We start from the raw sequence: 17376 nt of genomic DNA on the forward strand, positions 1-17376 counted from the left end.
AAGGGCCCGGCCGCGCGCGATCCGCGCGGCCGGGCCCTTCGGGCGTTCCCGCCGGGCGTGTTCCGGCTCGCACGGGCCCGCGCACCGGGCCCGCCCCCGTTCGGCAGGAGCCCGTCCGGTCGGCGGACCGGTCGGATATATTCGGGCCGAGACAAAGTCCCGCCCGCTCGGGCCCCGCCCGGCCCCGCCCGAGGAGCATCCGGTGACCCAGCCCCCGCGCACCACGCCGCGCACCACGTCACGGACCGCACCGCGCACCCCCGCGACCGCGACCACACAGACCGTGGCGCAGGTCAACCAGACCGTACTGCTGGAGGTACTGCGCCGGCACGGCTCGCTCTCCCGGCAGCGGCTCGCGGCGGAGAGCGGCCTCTCCACCGCGACCGTGCACCGCCTGGTCGAGGTGCTGCGGACGGCCGGACTGGTGATCGTGGAGACCGAACGGGCGCCGTCCAGCGGGGGGCGGCCGCCGCAACTCGTCCGCTACAACGCCGGTGCGCAGACCGTGCTCGCCGTGGCGATGCGGCCGCGCCGGATCGTCGGCGTGGTCGCCGACCTGCACGGCACCGTGCTGCACGAGACCGAGCACCACTGGACCGGCCTCGGCCCCGACCGGAGCCGCGAGCCGTCCGCCGAGGACCTCACCGGGCCGCTGCTGGCCCTGGTCGACGGCCTGCGCACGTGGGCCGGCCGGCACGCCGGCGCCCCGCGCGCCCTGGTGGTCGGAGTGCCCGGCGTGGTCCGGGACCGGACGGGGCTGGTGGAGTTCGCGCCGGCGCTGGACTGGCCCGGGATGCGGCTGCGCGCACTGCTCCAGGAGCGGTTGGGCATCCCGGTGGCGGTCGAGAGCAACGTCGACCTGGTCGCGCTGGCCGTCCGGCACAGCGAGGCCGGTGCGGGGGTGAGCGACCTCGCGGCGGTGGTGGTCGGGATCGAGGTCGGCGCCGGGATCGTGCTCGGTGGCCGCCTGCACCGGGGGCGGCTCGGCTCGGCGGGCGCGCTCGGCCACCTGATGACCGACCGGCGGGCGCTGGACCGGCCGCTCGGCCGGACCGGCGACACCCAGTCACGGATCGGCGACCACGCCGTCGACCGGCGGATCACCGAGGCGGGGCTGACCGTCACCGGCACCTCGGCCGAGCGGGTCGCCGAACTGTTCCGGCTGGCCCGGGAGGGGGAGCCGGCCGCGGTCCGGCTGGTGGACGAGTTCACCGACGACCTGGCCCTGCTGGTGGCCAATCTGACCAGCGTGCTCGGGCCCGAACTCGTCGCGCTGGGCGGCCGGTTGTTCTGGGAGAGCGGGGGCGAGATGCTGCCCGCGATCGAGTCCCGCCTGCAGGGCCGGGTCCCGGTCCTGCCGCGCCTGATGGTGGTGCACTCGACCACCACCGAGCTGGTCGGCGCCGCCGCGTCCGCCGTCCGCCTCGCCGACGGGGCGACGTTCATCACCCGCTGAACCGCCGGGCCGGCCTCGCCCCGCCGGCCCGCCCAGGGCCGCCACCCCCGCACCGCCCCCTCGGACCCGCCGCACGGCCCCGAATCCGCGCCTCCCCCTTCCCGCACGCGCCCGCGTGCGCCCTCCCGGGCCTTCCGCCGCCCCTCCAGCGCCTCCCCGCGTCCCACTATTTCTCAGTGTGATAGAAACTCTCCGTGGGCACTCGACCAAGGGAGACCCGAATGTTCGCGGCCGCCTTCGCGATGGACCCCGTCCGCTTCCCCGACGTGTACGGACCCGAGGCTCGCGCCCGGGTGGTCGCGCGGGCGGAGACGGTCGAGGACCCGGCCGGCCCCGGTGGGGTCTGGAGCGCCGAACGGCTCGCCGCCGACCCGGACGCGCTGCGCGACGTCGAGGTGCTGTTCACCGGCTGGGGCGGCCCCGTCCTCGACGCGGCGGCGCTCGCCCGGATGCCCCGGCTCGCGCTGGTGCTGTACGGCGCGGGCTCGGTGCGCCGGATCGTGACCGAGGAGTTCTGGGCCACCGGCATCCCGCTCGTCACCGCCGCCCACGCCAACGCCCTGCCGGTCGCCGAGTTCACCGTCGCCCAGATCGTCTACGCGCTCAAGGACGGCTGGCGGCACGTGCTCGCCGCCCGCGCCGCCCGCGCACCGGTCCGCGTCGGCCGCGCCCCGGGTGCGTACGGCGCCACCGTCGGCGTCCTGTCGCTGGGCGCGACCGGCCGCCTGGTCTGCGAACGGCTGCGCGACTACGACGTGCGGGTGGTCGCCCACGACCCGTACGCCGCACCCCCGCCGGGGGTGGCGGCCGTCGGCCTGGAGGAACTCTTCGCCACGGCGGACGTGGTGACCGTCCACACGCCGCTCACCGAGGAGACCAGGGGGCTGGTCGGCCGGTCCCTGATCGCCGCCATGAAGCCCGGCGCGACGCTCGTCAACACCGCACGCGGCGCCGTCCTCGACCAACCCGCCCTGCTGGACGTGCTCGCCGAACGACCCGACCTGTTCGCCGTACTGGACGTCACCGACCCCGAGCCTCCGCCGCCCGGCTCGCCGCTGTTCACCCTGCCGAACGTCGTGGTCACCCCGCACCTGGCCGGCAGTCAGGCCCTGGAGCGCCGGCGCCTCGGCGACCTGGTGGTCGGGGAGTTCGAGCGCTGGACGCTCGGCGAGCCGCTGCTCCGGGCGCTCGACCGCCGCACCTACGAGCGGATGGCCTGACCGTGACCGACCGCCCCGCCGACGACCGCCCTGCAGACAACCGGCCTGTGGACGACCGGCCTGTGGACGACCGGCCGAACGTCCTGGTGGTCCTGACGGACCAGCAGACCGCCGGGGCGATGAGCGCCACCGGCAATCCGCACCTCGCCACCCCGCACATGGACGCCCTGGCCGCCGCCGGCACCCGGTACCGCCAGGCGTACTGCGCCCAACCGCTCTGCGCACCGTCCCGGGCGAGCCTGCTCACCGGGCAACTGCCCAGCAGCCTCGGGGTCACCGGGAACGAGGGCGGCGCGGAGCCGGTGCTCGGCCGGCTGTTCGCCGACGCCGGCTACGACTGCGGCTACGGCGGCAAGTGGCACCTGCCCGAACTCGACCTGCCCGACGGTCACGGCTTCCGCCGCATCCACCCGGCCGGGGACGACGCCGGACTGGCCCGCGCCGCCGCCGCGTTCGTCCGAGAGCGGCGCGACCGGCCGTTCCTGCTGGTCGCGTCGTTCCTGGAACCGCACGGCATCTGCGAATGGGCGCGCGGCCAGGACCCGAAGACCGGGCCGCTGCCCGCCCCGCCGCCCGCCGAGGACTGCCCGCCACTGCCCGCCAACTTCCCGCCCGCCCCGTACGAGGCCCGGCTGCCCCGGCTGGCCCAGCGGGCCTGGGCGCACACCCACCCCACCGAGGAGTGGAGCGAGGACGACTGGCGGCGGTACCGGTACGCGTACTACGCACTGGTCGAACGGGTGGACGCGCACCTCGGAACGGTCCTGTCCGCGCTCCGCGAACCGGCCGACGGGCCGGAGCAGCGGCAGGAGGGACGCCGGGAGACGGTGGTGGTGTTCAGCTCCGACCACGGCGACGGCGCGGGCGCGCACCGGTGGAACCAGAAGTGGGCCCTGTACGAGGAGTCGGTGCGGGTGCCCTTCCTGGTCAGCGGCCCCGGCGCCGCGGCGGGTGCCGTCAGCGACCGGCTGGTCTCCACCGGCCTGGACCTCGTCCCGACGCTCTGCGACCTGGCGGGCGTCACCCCGCCGCCCGGCCTGCCGGGGCGCAGCGTCCGCGCCCCGGAACCCCGGGAGACGGTCGTGGTGGAGACGCGCTGGGAGCTGCCCGGCTTCAACAACGCGCTGGGCCGGATGGTCCGGGACCCGCGGCACAAGTACGTCTGCTACGCCTGGGGCGACCACCGGGAGCAGCTCTTCGACCTCACCGCCGATCCCGGCGAGATGGTCAACCTGGCCGTGGACGCGCGGCACGCGGCGCTGCTCGACCGGTTCCGCTCCCTACTCGCCGTGCACTGCGCCCGTTCCGGCGATCCGTTCGCGCGCTTCCTCCCGGCGACGCGGGCGGGTTGACGGTCCGCCGCCCGGGAGGGCCCGAACCGCTCGTCAGGGGATGCGTCAGGCCGTGTCGCCGTCCAGCCCCAGCAGTTCGCGGGTCCGGCGGTACTTGGCCGCCAGCCGTTCGGCGGTCGCCGAGTCCAGGCTCGCCAGCCGGGCCGGGTCGGAGTTGTGCGCGAGGTCGGCCTGCTTGACCAGCAGGGCGCCGGGGGTGGCCAGGATGCGCGCGGTGTACCCCTCCAGCGGTTCGCCGGGGCGCTTGGTGAGCGCGTCCACGATCGCCTTGGTGGCGTCGGTGAGGGCGGCCCCGGCCAGCCAGTCACCGGTCAGCGCGTCGTCCTCGATCGCGTCGTGCAGCCAGCCCGCCGCGATCTGCTCGTCACTGCCGCCGCGCACCGCGACGCCGTTCGCCACCGCCGCCAGGTGCTCGGTGTACGGGTGACCGTTCTTGTCGGTCTGCCCCGCGTGGGCGCTCCGCGCGATCCGTTCGACCTCGGCCAGGCTCAGGTACTCCACAGCGCCATCCTAGGGCCTGCCGCCGCCGGCCGGGTCCCGGGACCCTCCTGGTCGGCCCCGCACCGCCGCCTGGTTGACTTCCGGTCCGGCGGCCCGCCGTGGGCCACCGCGACCGCACCCGCCGGTGCCGCCGGTGCCGACCCTGCCGAGGACGCCATGCCCAGCCTGCCTCCGCTGATCTCCGGCTTCGCCCCGATCTGGGCGCTCACCGGGGTGGGCTACCTGCTCGGTCGGAGCGGGCTGCTGGGGGGCCAGGCGGAGCAGGTGCTGAACCGGTTCGTCTTCCACGCGGCCATGCCTGCGGCGCTGTTCCTGATGATCGCCCGGACCCCGCTGGACCGGTTCGCCAATCCGTCGATGGCGGCGTTCGCCGCGGGCACGGCGGTGGCGGGCGGGCTGGGGCTGCTGGCCTCGCAGCGGCTGTTCGGGCGGGGCCTGCCGGAGCGGACGGTCGGCGGCATGGCGGCGGGCTACGTCAACTCGGCCAACCTGGGCATCCCGGTGGCGGTGCAGGTACTCGGCGACGCCTCGTTCGTGGGGCCGGTGGTGCTGTTCCAGATCCTGGTGGTCACCCCGGTCGTGCTGACCGTCCTGGACTCGGGGCGCGCCGGGCTGCGGGCAGCGCTCACCCTGCCGCTGCGCAACCCGATCCTGCTGGCGGTGGCCCTCGGCGCCGTGCTGTCGGCGACCGGTTGGCGACCGCCCGCCGAGCTGAATCGTTCCTGCGAGCTGCTCGGCGGTGCGGCCGTGCCGACCGCGCTCGTGGCACTCGGCCTCTCGCTGTGCCACCGGCCGGCGGTCACCGGCGCCGCCCGGTACGCGGAGGTCGGGGTGGCGGTGCTGACGAAGACCGTCGTCCAGCCGCTGGCCGCCTACGCGGTCGGGGCGTTCGTCCTCCACCTGTCGGCCCACCAGCTGCTCACCGTGGTCCTGTTCTCCGCGCTGCCGACCGCGCAGAACGTCTTCGTGTACGCCCGTGAGTACGGTCGCGGCGCGGCACTGGCGCGGGACGCGGTGCTCTGCTCCACCCTGGTGTCGATGGCGACGCTGTCGCTGGCCGCGTGGGCGCTCGGCCCGGCCTGAGGCCCCGGGCCGGGGCGGGCCCCCGACCCCGCCCCGGCCCCGGACACCGGCCCCCCGACACCGCTGTCCGGGCGCCCGCACCTGCCGCGTGGGCGGTCAGCGGTCCCGTACGGCGATCAGCTCGCGTCCGCGCAGCGTGTACAGCACGCCACCGTCGTCGGCCGCGACCCGGGCGCCGCTGTACCACTCGGCGTCCACCTGGACCAGCACGGTGGCGGCCAGCGTCTCCGGGTCGAGCCGGAACAGCGTCCGCTCGCTGATCCCGTACAGCCGGTCGTCCACCACCAGCAGGCGCGGGTTGGCGGACGTGATCGCGCGCAGGTCGGCGCGGGCACCGATCACCGGCGCGGGCGCGCCGCCGCCGGGGCGCCGCCGCGCCGTCCGCAGGTCGACGGAGAACACCTGCCCGTTCACGGTGATGCCGAACAGCCACCGGCCGTGGACCGCCAGGCTGCTGATGCCGGAGCCGAGGTTCGTGCCGATCCGCCAGAGCTCGCGCCCCGCCTCGGGGTCCCAGGCGGCGAGGTCGCCGCGCGGACCGGTGGTCTTGGCGTTGTCGCCGCCGAGGAACGCCTGCCCGTGGCCCACCGCCACCGCGCGGACCAGCTGCTCGGACCCGAGCGGGTCGACGTGCACGGTGGGCCGGCCGCTGCCGGGCCGGTAGGTGACGAAGGACCCGCCGCCGGTGGTGTCGGCCTGCACCCCGAGCAGCAGCAGCCCGTGCTCCTCGTCCCAGCGGATCGTCTGCGGCCGGTTCTGCTCCTGCGGGAGGACGGCCTCCTGCACCGGCTCCGTGTCCTCCCACGGGTTGTACCGCCAGATGCCCTGCGAGGAGTAGACGCCCAGGTAGAGGGTGTCGTCGTCGAGGATCACGGTGTCCTTGGCCTCGCCGGGCACCGGGAGCTTGCGCACCGTTCCCGCGCGCAGGTCGTGCAGCGCGATCGAGCCGTTGCCGCCGACGTAGACGCGGCCGTTCCGGGCCGCCAGCGACATGCCGAGCTGAGCCTCGGCCGGCGCTCCGGCGGCCACCAGGTCGGTGGTGGTGACGGCGGCCGTGGAGGTGGAGAGGGTCCACGCGGTGCCGCCCTCGGTGACGCCCACCAGGGTGTCGCCGAGCCGGCCGAGGCCCCAGGAGTTGCCGTCCGGGACGGGCACGGCGAACTGCTCCAGGGTCCCGGCCGCGAGCCGGTACCGCCAGACGACGCCCTGCTCGGTGGAGGTGAACCAGACGGTGTCGCCCAGGCGCTGGAAGTTGGTGATGCTCTTGGTGCCGGGCACCGGGAACGACCGCAGCACCGTGTGGGTGGCGGGGTCCAGGAAGGCGACGTGGGCCGGCTTGCCCTCGGTGGAGACGGCCAGCAGGTCGTCCCCGAGCGCGGTGATCTGCCGGATGATCGTGTCGGCCGCCAGCTCGGGCGGGGTGATGTCGGCGATCCGGCCGGTGGCCCGCTCGACCGCGAACAGGCTGGCGAGGGTGGCCCCGCCGCCGCCCGCCAGGTTGCTGCCGACACCCAGGTAGGCGTGGGTGGCGGTGGCCTCGACCGCCCGGCCCTGGGTGGCGCCCGGCGCGGGCGAGGCGACCTCCGTGAGCACGCCGGTCGCCGGGTCGTACGCGTACAGGCCGGGGCCGGCCGCGCGGCCCTTCTGCCGTCCGGTGGCGAACACCACGCCGTCGGGGGCGACCGCGACGTCCCGGACGTCGGCGCCGGGCACGTTGACGAGGCCGCGCACGCTGCCGTCGGCCGGGTCGAGGCGGTAGAGGTTGACGGCCTTCGGCGCGTCGGTGACGCCCAGGTAGAGGCGGCCCCCGTGGGCGGCGGAGCCCTGCACGAAGTTGCCGGTCGGCAGGGTGGCGGTCGCGGTGACCCGCCCGGTCGGCACGTGGTAGCCGACCACCTTGGCGGGCGCCAGGTTCCGCGAGCCGATCCAGAGCGTCTCGCCCAGCAGGGTGGCGCTCATCAGCGGGAAGTCGGCGTTCCCCGGGCCGAGGCCGGTCACCTCGGGGGCGCGGGGCGAGCGCGGCGCGGCGGCGGCGGCGGGGCCGACACCGAGTGCGGTCAGGGCGGTCACCGTACCGGCGCCGAGGAGGAGTTGGCGGCGGGAGGGGCTGGCGGACGTCATGGTGCTCCTAGGAGGGGGCGGCGGGGATGTGCGCGGCGGGCGGCACGGGGTGCAGGCGGGCGGACAGGCAGGCGGGGCGAACCGGAAGGCGGCGCGCGTCAGTGCGCGGCGGCGGCCAGCAGCTGCCTGGTGTACGGGTGCGCGGGCGCGGTGAACAGCTCGGCGGAGGGGGCGTGTTCGACGACCCGGCCGTGACGCATCACCAGCACCTCGTCACAGAGGTGGCGGACGAGCGCGAGGTCGTGCGAGATGAACACCAGCCCGACGCCGGTCCGTCGGCGCAGATCGAGGAGGAGGTTGAGGATCTGGGCCTGGACGGACACGTCCAGGGCCGAGGTCGGCTCGTCCGCGACCAACACCTCCGGGCCGACCGCGAGCGCCCGGGCGATCGCGACGCGCTGGCGCTGCCCGCCGGACAGCTGGTGCGGCCGGGAGTCGAGCAACCCCGCCGGGAGTCCGACCAGTTCGCGCAACTCGTCGACGCGCGAGAGCGACAGGCCGTGGGTCAGCAGCGGCTCGGTGAGCGCCTGGCGGATCGTCATGCGCGGGCTCAGCGAGGCGTAGGGGTCCTGGAAGACGAACTGGACGCGACGGCGCAGCGCGCGCTCCTCCTCCGGGGTGACCTCCGCCCAGGAGCGACCGCCGACCCGGACGGTCCCGTGCTGCGGGCGGAGCAGCCCCAGCAGGGCGCGGGCCAGCGTCGACTTGCCCGAGCCGGACTCGCCGATCACCCCGACCGCCCGGCCCGGCGCCGCCGTGAGGCTGACGCCCTCCAGCGCCGGCGCTCCCGGGCGGCCACGGCCGTAGCGGACGGTGAGGTTCTCGGCGACCAGCACCGGCTCCGCCGCGACGGGAGCGTCCCCGGCGGGGCTGGTCGCCGCGGCGGCGGCCCGGTCGTCGGCGGCCGGGCCCGCCCCCGGCGGGTCGGTCCGCCCCTGTCCCTGACCCTGCTCCTTCTCTCGTCCCTGCTCGTGCTCCGCTTCGTGCTCCGGCCCCTCCTCCGGCACCGGCACATGGCAGGCGAGACCGCGGTCCCCCACGACCTCCCAGGCGGGCACCTCCTCGGCGCACCGCGCGGTGGCGGCGGCACACCGCGGCGCGAAGGCGCAGCCGGGCAGCGGTTCGCCCGCGGCGGGCGGGCGGCCGCCGATCACGGCGAGCGGGCGGCCGGGCGGGCCGTCCAGCCGGGGGACGGCGGCCAGCAGCCCGGCCGTGTAGCGGTGTCGCGGGCTCGCCAGCAGGGCCTTGGCCGGGGCTCGTTCGGCGATCCGTCCGGCGTACATGACCTGGACGGTGTCGCAGGTCCGGGCGACCACCCCGAGGTCGTGGGTGATCAGCAGGACCGCGGTGCCGGTCTCGTCGCGGAGCCGGACCAGGAGGTCGAGGATGCCGGCCTGCGTGGTGGGGTCGAGGGCGGTGGTGGGCTCGTCGGCGATCAGCAGGTCGGGCCGGTTGGTCATCGCCATGGCGATCAGGACCCGCTGGCGCATCCCGCCGGAGAACTCGTGCGGGCGGTCGCGGAAGCGGCGCTCCGGCTCCGGGATGCCGACCAGGTCGAGGAGTTCGAGCGCACGGGCCCGGGCCGCGGCCCGGGAGGCTCCGTGCACCCGGGCGGCCTCGGCGAGTTGGCGGCCGATGGGCATCCGGGGGTTGAGGTAGGCGAGCGGGTCCTGGAACACCATGCCGATCCGGCGGCCGCGGACGGCCCGCATGCCGGGTTCGGGGAGGGTGAGGAGGTCGGTGCCGTCGAGGCGGACCGTCCCGGCCGTGGTCCGGCAGCCGGGCGGGAGCATCCGGTTGGCGGCGAGCGCGGTGAGGGTCTTGCCGGAGCCGGACTCGCCGACGAGGCCCAGGATCTCGCCGGGCCGGAGGGTGAAGTCCACGCCGTGGACGACCTGGTGGGGCCCGGCGGCGACCCGCAGGCCGGACACCTCCAGCAGCGGCGCCGCCGGGCCGGTGCGGCCGACGTCGTCGACGGCGGCGGTCGGGCCTGCACCGGCGGTCGGGCCGCCACCGGTGGTGCGGGCGGTCTCGGTGGGCGCGGTCACCGCAGTTTCTCCCGGTTGAACGAGTCGGCGAGCAGGGTCAGCCCGAACACCAGCAGACCGAGCAGCAGGACGGGCGCGAGGGCGTAACCGGGGTGCAGGAAGAGGTACTTGCTACCGGTGTTGATCATCGTGCCGAGCGAGGGGGTGGGCGGCTGGATGCCGAAGCCGAGGACGCTCAGCCCGCCCTCGATCTTGGCCGCGTGCGCCATCGCGACGGCGAGCAGTGCGGTGGCGGCGTCGGTGACGTTGGGCAGCACGTACCGGCGGAGGGTCCGCCCGCGCGGTACGCCGAGCACCCGGGCGGCCACCACGTGGTCACGGGCGAGCTGGGCCAGCAGGGCGGCGCGTGCCTGGCGGCCGAAGACGGGCAGGGCGCTGAGCACGATGGTGACGACCACACTGCCCAGGCCGGGCCGGACGATCAGCGCGATGGCCAGGCCGAGCAGCAGCCCGTGGAAGCCGAGCAGCAGGTCGAAGAGCCGCTGGACGGCCTCGCCGAGCAGGCGGTTGAGCCCGCCCGCCAGGCCGAGCAGGGTGCCCAGCACGGCGGCGACGGGAACGGCCAGCAGGCAGACCAGCAGCTCGATCCGGACCCCGTACAGCGCGCGGACCAACAGGTCGCGGCCGACCTCGTCGGTGCCCAGCGGATGGTCCCAGGAGGGCCCGGCCAGTGCCTCGCGGCTCTGCTGGTACGGGTCCGCGGAGAGCAGCAGCGGGCCGAGCAGGCCGAGCAGCACCACCAGGGCGACCAGCGCCGCCCCGGTCCGGCCCCGCCTGCCCCGCAGTGCGGCGGGCAGCGCGGGCAGGGCCGGCAGTCGGCGACGCCCGGTGCTCCGGCCTGCGGGAGTGCTGTCGGCCGCGGTGGCCGCCCCTCCGGTCCCGGCGGTCCCGGCGGTCCCGGCGGTTCCCGCCTCGGCCGGGGTCCCGACGGTGGTGTCCTGGGTCTCGGCGGTGGTGCTCATCGGGCCTCCCCGGTGCCGGCGCGGGCGATCCGCGGGTCGAGGCGACCGACCAGCAGCTCGGAACCGAGCTGGACGGTGACGGCCACCGCGACGGCGAGCATGATCAGGGTCTGGGCGACGGGGTAGTCCCGCTGGTTGATGGCGTCGAGCAGCAGTTGGCCGAGACCGTGCCGGGCGAAGAGCTGCTCGGCGACGACGGCTCCGCCGAGGAGTTCCCCGAGGTTGAGCCCGAACTCGACGCAGAACGGCGCCAGGCTGTTGGGCACCACGTGGCGCAGCAGGATGCGCCGGGGCGGCGCACCCTTGGCGACCGCGGTGAGCACGAACTCCTCCTGCCGGGTGCGGCGGATCTCGGTGGCGAGCAGCCGGGCGAGGACCACCGACCCGGGCAGGGCCAGCGCCACGGCGGGCAGCGCCAGGTACTGCACGGCCAGGTCCGGCGCGGTGAGGAGGTCCTTCTCGCCGCCGGCCGGCAGGACGCGGAGCAGGACCGCGAAGACGAAGACGAACAGCACGGCGGTGACGTAGACCGGCAGGGCCAGCACCGCGGTGGTGAGCGGGTCGAGCACCCGGGCCAGCCGGCCGCGCCGCTCGGCGGCCAGCGCGGCCCCCAGCAGCAGGCCGAGCACGAGCATCAGCAGACCTGCGGCGAAGGCGAGTTGGAGGGTCGAGCCGAGGCTCTGGCCGATCATCCTGGTGACCGGCTCGCGGTAGTGGAAGGAGAGTCCGGGGTCGCCGACGAGCAGTCCTCGCAGCCAGGTCAGGTACTGGACGGGCAGTGGCCGGTCCACGCCGAGCTGGCGGCTGAGGTGGTCGCGCTGCTCCTGGTCCGCCTCGGCCCCGAGGGCGGCGGAGACCGGGTCGCCGGGAGCCAGGTGGAGCAGCAGGAAGACGGCCACCGAGGCGAGCCAGAGGGTGGCCAGCGCTCCGGCGGCCTTTCTGGTCCAGTACGGCACGGGGGTTCTCCGGGTGGTCGGGCCATGCGGGCGGGCCGGGTGGTTCACCGGCCCCGGGCGGTGGGGGTCGCCCGGGGCCGGCGGCCGGCGGGGCGGGGCGGTTCGTCGGGCCGGGGCGGCGCCGGGATCCGGCCGGTCGGGGCGGACCGGGCCGGACCTGGCGGAGCCGGACGGGGCGGGACCGGACGGGACCGGACGGGGCGGGACCGGGAAGTCAGCCGGCCCGGCGGGTGTCGGTCAGCTTCAGGTAGCCGAGCGCGCTGGTGGACACGTCGTGCACCGAGGAGGCGAAGGCGTACGTCTCCCAGGCGTGTGCGAGCGTGATGTGGAAGGACTGCGCCAGCAGGTACTCGGACAGCTCGTGGTTGACGTCGGCCCGGGCCTGCTCGTCGGCGGCGGCGAACGCGCGGGCCTGCAGCTCCGCGTAGGCGGGGTCGGTGACGTGCGACGTGTTCTTGCCGACCTGGAGCGGCCCCGAGACCGTGATGCCGCTCAGCGGCGAGACGCTGACCATGCCGTGGTTGGCCACGAACAGGCCCTCCAGGGTGCCCTGCTGGATCTTCGGCTGGACCGCCGCGTTGTCCAGCAGCTGCACGTCGACGCCGAAGCCCGCCTGCTCCAGGTCGTACTTCACCAGCTCGACGAGCGAGGTGAAGATCGGCGAGTTGGCGGCGGTGAGCGGCACCCGGACGCCCTCCGCGCCGGCCTCCCGGAGCAGGCCCCGGGCCTTCTCCGGATCGTGCCGGTAGCGGGTGACCTGGTCCGGGGTGACCCCCGGGGTGTTGGACGGCCAGGGCAGGCTGCTGGCCTCGGCGTGGCCGCCGTAGACCTGGGCGACGATCCGCTCGCGGTCCACCGCGTACTGCAGCGCCTGGCGGACCCGGATGTCGTCGAAGGGCTTGGAGGCGACGTTCACCCCGAGGAACGCCTGCTGGTAGGAGGCCTTGGCGGACTGCACGGTGAAGCCGGGGTTGCCGGCCAGCACCTTGAGGTCGCGGCCGGGGACGGCGCCGATCAGGTGGGCCTGACCGGACTGCAGCGCGGACAGACCGGCCTGGCTGCTCGTCACCGACCGGACGGTGATCCGCTCGAACCGGGGCCGTCCGCTCTGCCAGTAGCGGTCGTAGCGGGTGAGGTCGAGCTGGTTGCCCCCCTTGAACTCCTGCCAGGTGAACGGGCCGGTGCCGTTGACCTTGTCGGAGGCCCTGCCCTCGACGTAGCTCCGGGCGTCGACGACGGGGTTGAAGGCGAGCGCGTCGAACAGGTTGCTGGTGGGCTTGGAGAGGGTGAGGGTGACCTCGCCCCGCGCACTGGCCTTCACGTCGGCCAGGCGCTCCAGCAGCGGCTTGACCTGGGAGCTCTTGGTGGCTCCGACCAGCGAGTACACGACGTCGTCGGCGTCGAGCCCGCGTCCGTCGTGGAACGTGACGTCCTCGCGCAGCTTGAGCACCAGCTTCAGCCGGTCGGCGCTCCACTCCCAGGAGGTGGCGAGCCAGGGCACCGGCTGGAGGGTCTTCGGGTCGAGGTCGACCAGCCGGTCCAGGACGAGGTTGACGAACGCCGGGGTGTCCGGGCCCCGGTGGAGCAGCTGGGTCGGGTCGGGTGCGCTGCCGTACACGATCTGCAGGTCGGGTGCGGAGGCGGTGGCGGACGCGCCCGCGGCGCCGCCGGGTGACGGGTCGGTGGCCGAGCGGCAGCCCGCCGCCAGCAGGGCCGCTCCGGCGCTCAGGCCGAGAAAGCCTCTTCGGGCCAGGCCGGGGTGGCGGGCCGCTTCGCTCATGGTGCTGCTACCTCTTGGTGGTTGGGTTCGGGGTGGCCCGCGGCACGGGGCCGCGGGCCGACGGGGCGGGGAACTCCCCCACCCGCCTCAGTACTTGGTGACGACCACGCTGTCGCTGTAGAGCACCACGTCGGGTCCGCCGGTCGGGTAGGAGATGCCCTTGGCCGGGTTCCAGTTGGCGCGGTAGATGCCGGTCTTGAAGTAGGGCGCCTGGTTCTGGTGGTAGTTGTTGAGCCCGCTGTGGGTGCCGACCTGGACGCCGTCGCGGAGCACGGTGATCGAGCCCGGCGTGGTGGCGGTGGACCAGGTGACGTCGAAGGCCCACTGGTTCCAGTGTCCGAACTGCACGGCGCCGAGCGGGATCACGGCCTCCTGCACGGTGGACGGGTCGGTCAGCCAGTGCACCTTCAGCCGCCAGTTGCCGTCCTTGACGGTGAGGGCGATCGGCGGCTTGGTGTCACTGCCGTCGGCGAGCGGGTAGCCGTGCCACTGGGCGACGATGGTCTCGGTGGAGGTGCGCACCCAGTCGGCGGGCAGGTAGTCGGCGAAGGCGAAGCGGTAGCCGCCCCAGCCGAGGGCGTTGACGGCGACCTCGGAGCGGTAGGACTGCCCGTCGTTGGGCACGCTGAACCGGCCGGCCAGGCCCGAACCGCCGGCGGGCCCGCCGGTGACGGTGATGCTGCCGTTGCCGTCGATCCGCTGACGGGTCCAGTTGGCGACGGTGCCGGACTCGAAGTCGTCCGAGAACACGGTGGTGGCAGCGGTGGTGGTGGCGGTGACGGCGGTGGCGGTTCCGGCGGTCGTGCCCGCGACGGCCGCCGGGGCGGCGAGGGTGCCGGTCAGCAGCGCGGCGGCGAGGGCGGTGCCGGCGAGCCGGCGTGCGGTGGGGCGGGACGGGGCCATGGGGATCGTGCTCCTCGGGACGTACGGGTTCGGGTGACGGTGACCGGGGCGGCCGGCCGACGACGGCTTCAGGCGTCAGCCGGCCCGTCGACAGGAGGCCGCCGCCGACCCGGCACGGCCCGTCCGCCCGGCGCCCGTGGCCCGCCCGACCCAGGTCGGGCTCGACCACGCCCACTGGTCGTTCAGCTGCCGGACCCGTACGTGGTAGAAGTCGCCGTCGCCGCCCGGCCGTTCGTCGATCAGGTCCAGCTCGGCCGTGAGCTCCCCGGCCGGCACCGCCCGGTCGAACCGGAAGGCCCCGGAGACGAACCCGCCGATGAACCCGGTCCGCGACCCCTCGCGCAGCTCCCCGACGGCGTACGAGGTCTCGACCCCGTTGACGACGGCCGTCAGCCTGGTCCGGTCGTCGCCGGCGACCGCGAGCGAGAAGCCCTGGGTGGCGTCGGTCGCGGTGTTGGGGTTGCCCTCGGTCACGGTCCGCAGCCGCAGCTCGCCCGGGCCGGTGCGCCACCAGTCGGACGGGCGGTACGACGCGGGCTCGGCCGCGGCCGGGGCGACCGTCTCCGAACCGCGCAACCGGGGCTGGACGTCGAGCAGTTCGCCGCCCTCGACCCGCAGCGTGACGTCCCAGTGGACGGGCGTCTCGCGCTTGCCCCAGCCGACGGCGAAGCCCAGCGTGCCGTCGAACGCGGCGGACCGGGCGGCGGCGCCCAGCAGCTCGGGCCGGGAGACCCGGTGGATCGGCACGCCGTTGCGGACCACCTCGACGTGGTCGAGCGCGTCCCGGCCCTGCACGGTGACCCGGATCCGGCGGCGGTCGGCCGACGCGGTCTCGGCCCCCATCGGCGCCCCGTTCACGGAGGCCGCGAGCAGGATGCGGTCCCCGGTGATCGCGTAGGTGCTCCGCCGCTCGATCGCGTCCCAGATCGCCGGCCGGGTCAGTTCCGGCGCCCAGACGGCGAGCCGGCCGTGACCGTGGCTGCCGGGGAAGGCGCTGTGGTGGTCGGTGGAGCCGATCAGCCCGAACCGGTGGCCGAGCCGCAGCCCGTGCACGGCGGTCCCGGTGGTGTCGCGCGGGCCCATGGTGTGCAGGTAGGTGCGCGGCGCCTCGTCGGACTCGGCGCAGCCGTGCATCGACATCATCTCCACCACCGGGGCGAACTCCTCGGTGTAGGTGTCCCAGTTGATGCCGCGCCGCCCGGTGCCGTAGCCGATGTGGTGCGGAAGCGCCCAGGTCCGCACGCCCTCGGCCGCGAGGGCGCGCAGCCGGGCTCGCAGTTCCTCCAGGCCGGCGGCGCGGATGATCTCGCCGCGCGGGCCGTCGAAGTACACGCAGTGGTCCCCGTGGGCGAGGCTGTGCCACTCGAAGGACTGGAAGGTGACGAACCGGCCGTCCTCGTGGGCGGCGGCGGTCACCTCCTGGACGTGCTCCCAGCGGTCGGCGAGCCGGGCGAAGCCCTGGGTGTGGTAGTCGACCAGCGAGGCCAGCTCGGGGGTCCGCTCGGGGAGGTCGTGCCACCAGCCGTGGCCGGTGACGCTGGCGAAGTCGAGCTGGAGGCGGGCGTTGGCGTACGCGTCCTCGATCGGGCCGTGGCCGTAGCTGATGCCGCAGTGGTTGTGGATGTCGCCGACGTACAGGCCGAGACCGCCGTAGCCGGGCGCGTCGGTGGTGGGGGCTGTCATCGGGTCGGGCTTCCTCTACGGTGCGCGGCGAGCGATCGCCGCAAGATGTTTGATCGACTGTGAGAAGAAGTCTTTCCCGATCTTCCGGTGATGGTCAAGACCAGGCCGACCTGCGTTGCCCGATCGCCACAGGGGGAAACACAGGCTTCACAGAAGCCCGGCAGGCAGAAAGAGCCCCTTGCTGACCAGCGACATGCCGCCCGCCTCGGGACACCGTCTCGAAACTTTCTATCGATCTGATAGAAACTGCCGAAGCACCCCGCCGCCTTCCGTGAGGACGACCGCCAGCCATGCCGACCACCGCCCCGCGCACCCTGCCCGCCCCGCCCGACCTCAGCGACTCCGTCCTCGTCCGCGTACCCGAGCGCCCCCTGCCCGGCTACTGGGCCGGCTGCCCGGGCATCCACTACGAGGCCGACCGCGACCGCTTCCTGCTCACCTACCGCGAGCGCCGCCCGCGCGGCACCGACGGCAAGGACCGGGGCTGGCGCTGCGCGGTGGCCGAGAGCGGGGACGGCGTCGAGTTCCACGACGTCTGGTCGGTCGAGCGCGCCGAGCTGGACTCGCCGTCGATGGAGCGCTTCGCCCTGCTCCCCCGCGACGACGGCTACCTGCTCCACCTCAGCTACGTCGACCCGGCCGACAACCGCTGGCGGATCGACGCCGTCCGGGCCGGCGCGCCGGACTCCTTCGACCTCGCCACCCGCACCCCGGTCCTCACCGCCGCCGGCACCGGCACCGAGGGCGTCAAGGACCCCTACCTGCTCGAACTCGACGGCACGGTAGAGATGTTCAGCACCGTCTCGCGCACCCGCGCCTTCACCGCCGAGGAGCAGGAGCTCGCCCACGCCGACGCCGACATCCACACCACCGGCCTCACCGTCCAGCCGACCGCGCGCGCCGGCTCGCCCGACGGACTGCGGTTCACCGCCCCTCCCGGCCGGGCCGCCGAGGTCCTGGACGTCGGCCCGCCCGGCGCCTGGGACGCCTACGAGGCCCGGATCACCGCCGTCCTCCCGGACGGGCGGGGCGGCTGGCTCGCGCTCTACGACGGCTCGGCCGACGCCGCCGGCAACTACGAGGAGCGCTGCGGCCTCGCCGTCTCCACCGACCTGCGGGAGTGGCACCGGCTGACCACCGACGGGCCCTGGCTGGACGTCCGCTACGCCGACGTGGTCGCCGCCCGGGGGCGCTGGTACCTGTACTACGAGCAGACCCGGCCGGACGGCGCGCACGAGCTGCGGGTGGCGGTCCTGGACGAGTTCGCCGGGCTCCGGCCGTAGCCGGGACGCGCCCCGCCGACGCCTCGCC

General features: G+C 75.2%; 13 protein-coding genes. 5 read left to right on the plus strand and 8 right to left on the minus strand.

The annotated features are described in order from the left end of the window. Window positions 1-202: 202 nt before the first annotated feature. The 3 genes from PUR56_RS21560 (at window position 203) to PUR56_RS21570 (ending at window position 4028) form a co-directional block, all read left to right on the plus strand. Window positions 203-1456, plus strand: coding sequence for an ROK family transcriptional regulator (locus PUR56_RS21560; RefSeq protein ID WP_329950110.1), 1254 nt, complete (start codon window positions 203-205; stop codon window positions 1454-1456). A gap of 221 nt (window positions 1457-1677) precedes the next feature. Further along, a complete protein-coding gene (locus tag PUR56_RS21565; RefSeq protein WP_329950111.1) occupies window positions 1678-2676 on the plus strand; it encodes a hydroxyacid dehydrogenase in 999 nt (332 codons plus the stop codon). A 47-nt stretch (window positions 2677-2723) separates the two neighbouring features. Continuing rightward, window positions 2724-4028 (plus strand): sulfatase family protein, encoded by a 1305-nt coding sequence (locus PUR56_RS21570; protein WP_329950112.1) that lies wholly within the window; start codon window positions 2724-2726, stop codon window positions 4026-4028. Window positions 4029-4073: 45 nt separating this feature from the next. Here the strand turns inward: PUR56_RS21570 and PUR56_RS21575 are convergent, their stop codons facing one another. After that, a complete protein-coding gene (locus tag PUR56_RS21575; RefSeq protein WP_329950113.1) occupies window positions 4074-4529 on the minus strand; it encodes an HD domain-containing protein in 456 nt (151 codons plus the stop codon). A gap of 156 nt (window positions 4530-4685) precedes the next feature. Between PUR56_RS21575 and PUR56_RS21580 the strand changes: the two genes are divergently transcribed. Beyond that, complete coding sequence (locus PUR56_RS21580) at window positions 4686-5612, plus strand: AEC family transporter (RefSeq protein ID WP_329950114.1); 927 nt, start codon at window positions 4686-4688, stop codon at window positions 5610-5612. A 96-nt stretch (window positions 5613-5708) separates the two neighbouring features. Here the strand turns inward: PUR56_RS21580 and PUR56_RS21585 are convergent, their stop codons facing one another. From PUR56_RS21585 to PUR56_RS21615, 7 genes are all read right to left on the minus strand, one after another. Next, entirely contained in the window at window positions 5709-7733 is a 2025-nt protein-coding gene (locus PUR56_RS21585) for a PQQ-binding-like beta-propeller repeat protein (RefSeq protein ID WP_329950115.1), read from the minus strand. Window positions 7734-7831: 98 nt separating this feature from the next. Further along, a complete protein-coding gene (locus PUR56_RS21590) occupies window positions 7832-9781 on the minus strand; it encodes an ABC transporter ATP-binding protein (RefSeq protein WP_329950116.1) in 1950 nt (649 codons plus the stop codon). Continuing rightward, window positions 9778-10743, minus strand: a complete 966-nt coding sequence (locus PUR56_RS21595; protein WP_329950117.1) for an ABC transporter permease — start codon at window positions 10741-10743, stop codon at window positions 9778-9780. Before PUR56_RS21595 ends, PUR56_RS21590 begins: the two co-directional genes overlap by 4 nt. Beyond that, window positions 10740-11699, minus strand: a complete 960-nt coding sequence (locus PUR56_RS21600; protein ID WP_329877836.1) for an ABC transporter permease — start codon at window positions 11697-11699, stop codon at window positions 10740-10742. Before PUR56_RS21600 ends, PUR56_RS21595 begins: the two co-directional genes overlap by 4 nt. Before the next feature lie 214 nt (window positions 11700-11913). After that, window positions 11914-13479, minus strand: coding sequence for an ABC transporter substrate-binding protein (locus tag PUR56_RS21605; protein WP_329950118.1), 1566 nt, complete (start codon window positions 13477-13479; stop codon window positions 11914-11916). Between the two features lie 87 nt (window positions 13480-13566). Further along, window positions 13567-14382 (minus strand): polysaccharide lyase, encoded by an 816-nt coding sequence (locus PUR56_RS21610; protein WP_329950119.1) that lies wholly within the window; start codon window positions 14380-14382, stop codon window positions 13567-13569. Between the two features lie 75 nt (window positions 14383-14457). Next, complete coding sequence (locus PUR56_RS21615) at window positions 14458-16065, minus strand: DUF3604 domain-containing protein (protein WP_329950120.1); 1608 nt, start codon at window positions 16063-16065, stop codon at window positions 14458-14460. 290 nt (window positions 16066-16355) lie between these two features. Here PUR56_RS21615 and PUR56_RS21620 point away from each other — a divergent pair, with 290 nt between their 5' ends. After that, window positions 16356-17348 (plus strand): hypothetical protein, encoded by a 993-nt coding sequence (locus tag PUR56_RS21620; protein WP_329950121.1) that lies wholly within the window; start codon window positions 16356-16358, stop codon window positions 17346-17348. The last annotated feature ends 28 nt before the right edge of the window (window positions 17349-17376 follow it).

The organism is Streptomyces sp. BE303 (assembly GCF_036290945.1).
Lineage (GTDB): Bacteria > Actinomycetota > Actinomycetes > Streptomycetales > Streptomycetaceae > Kitasatospora.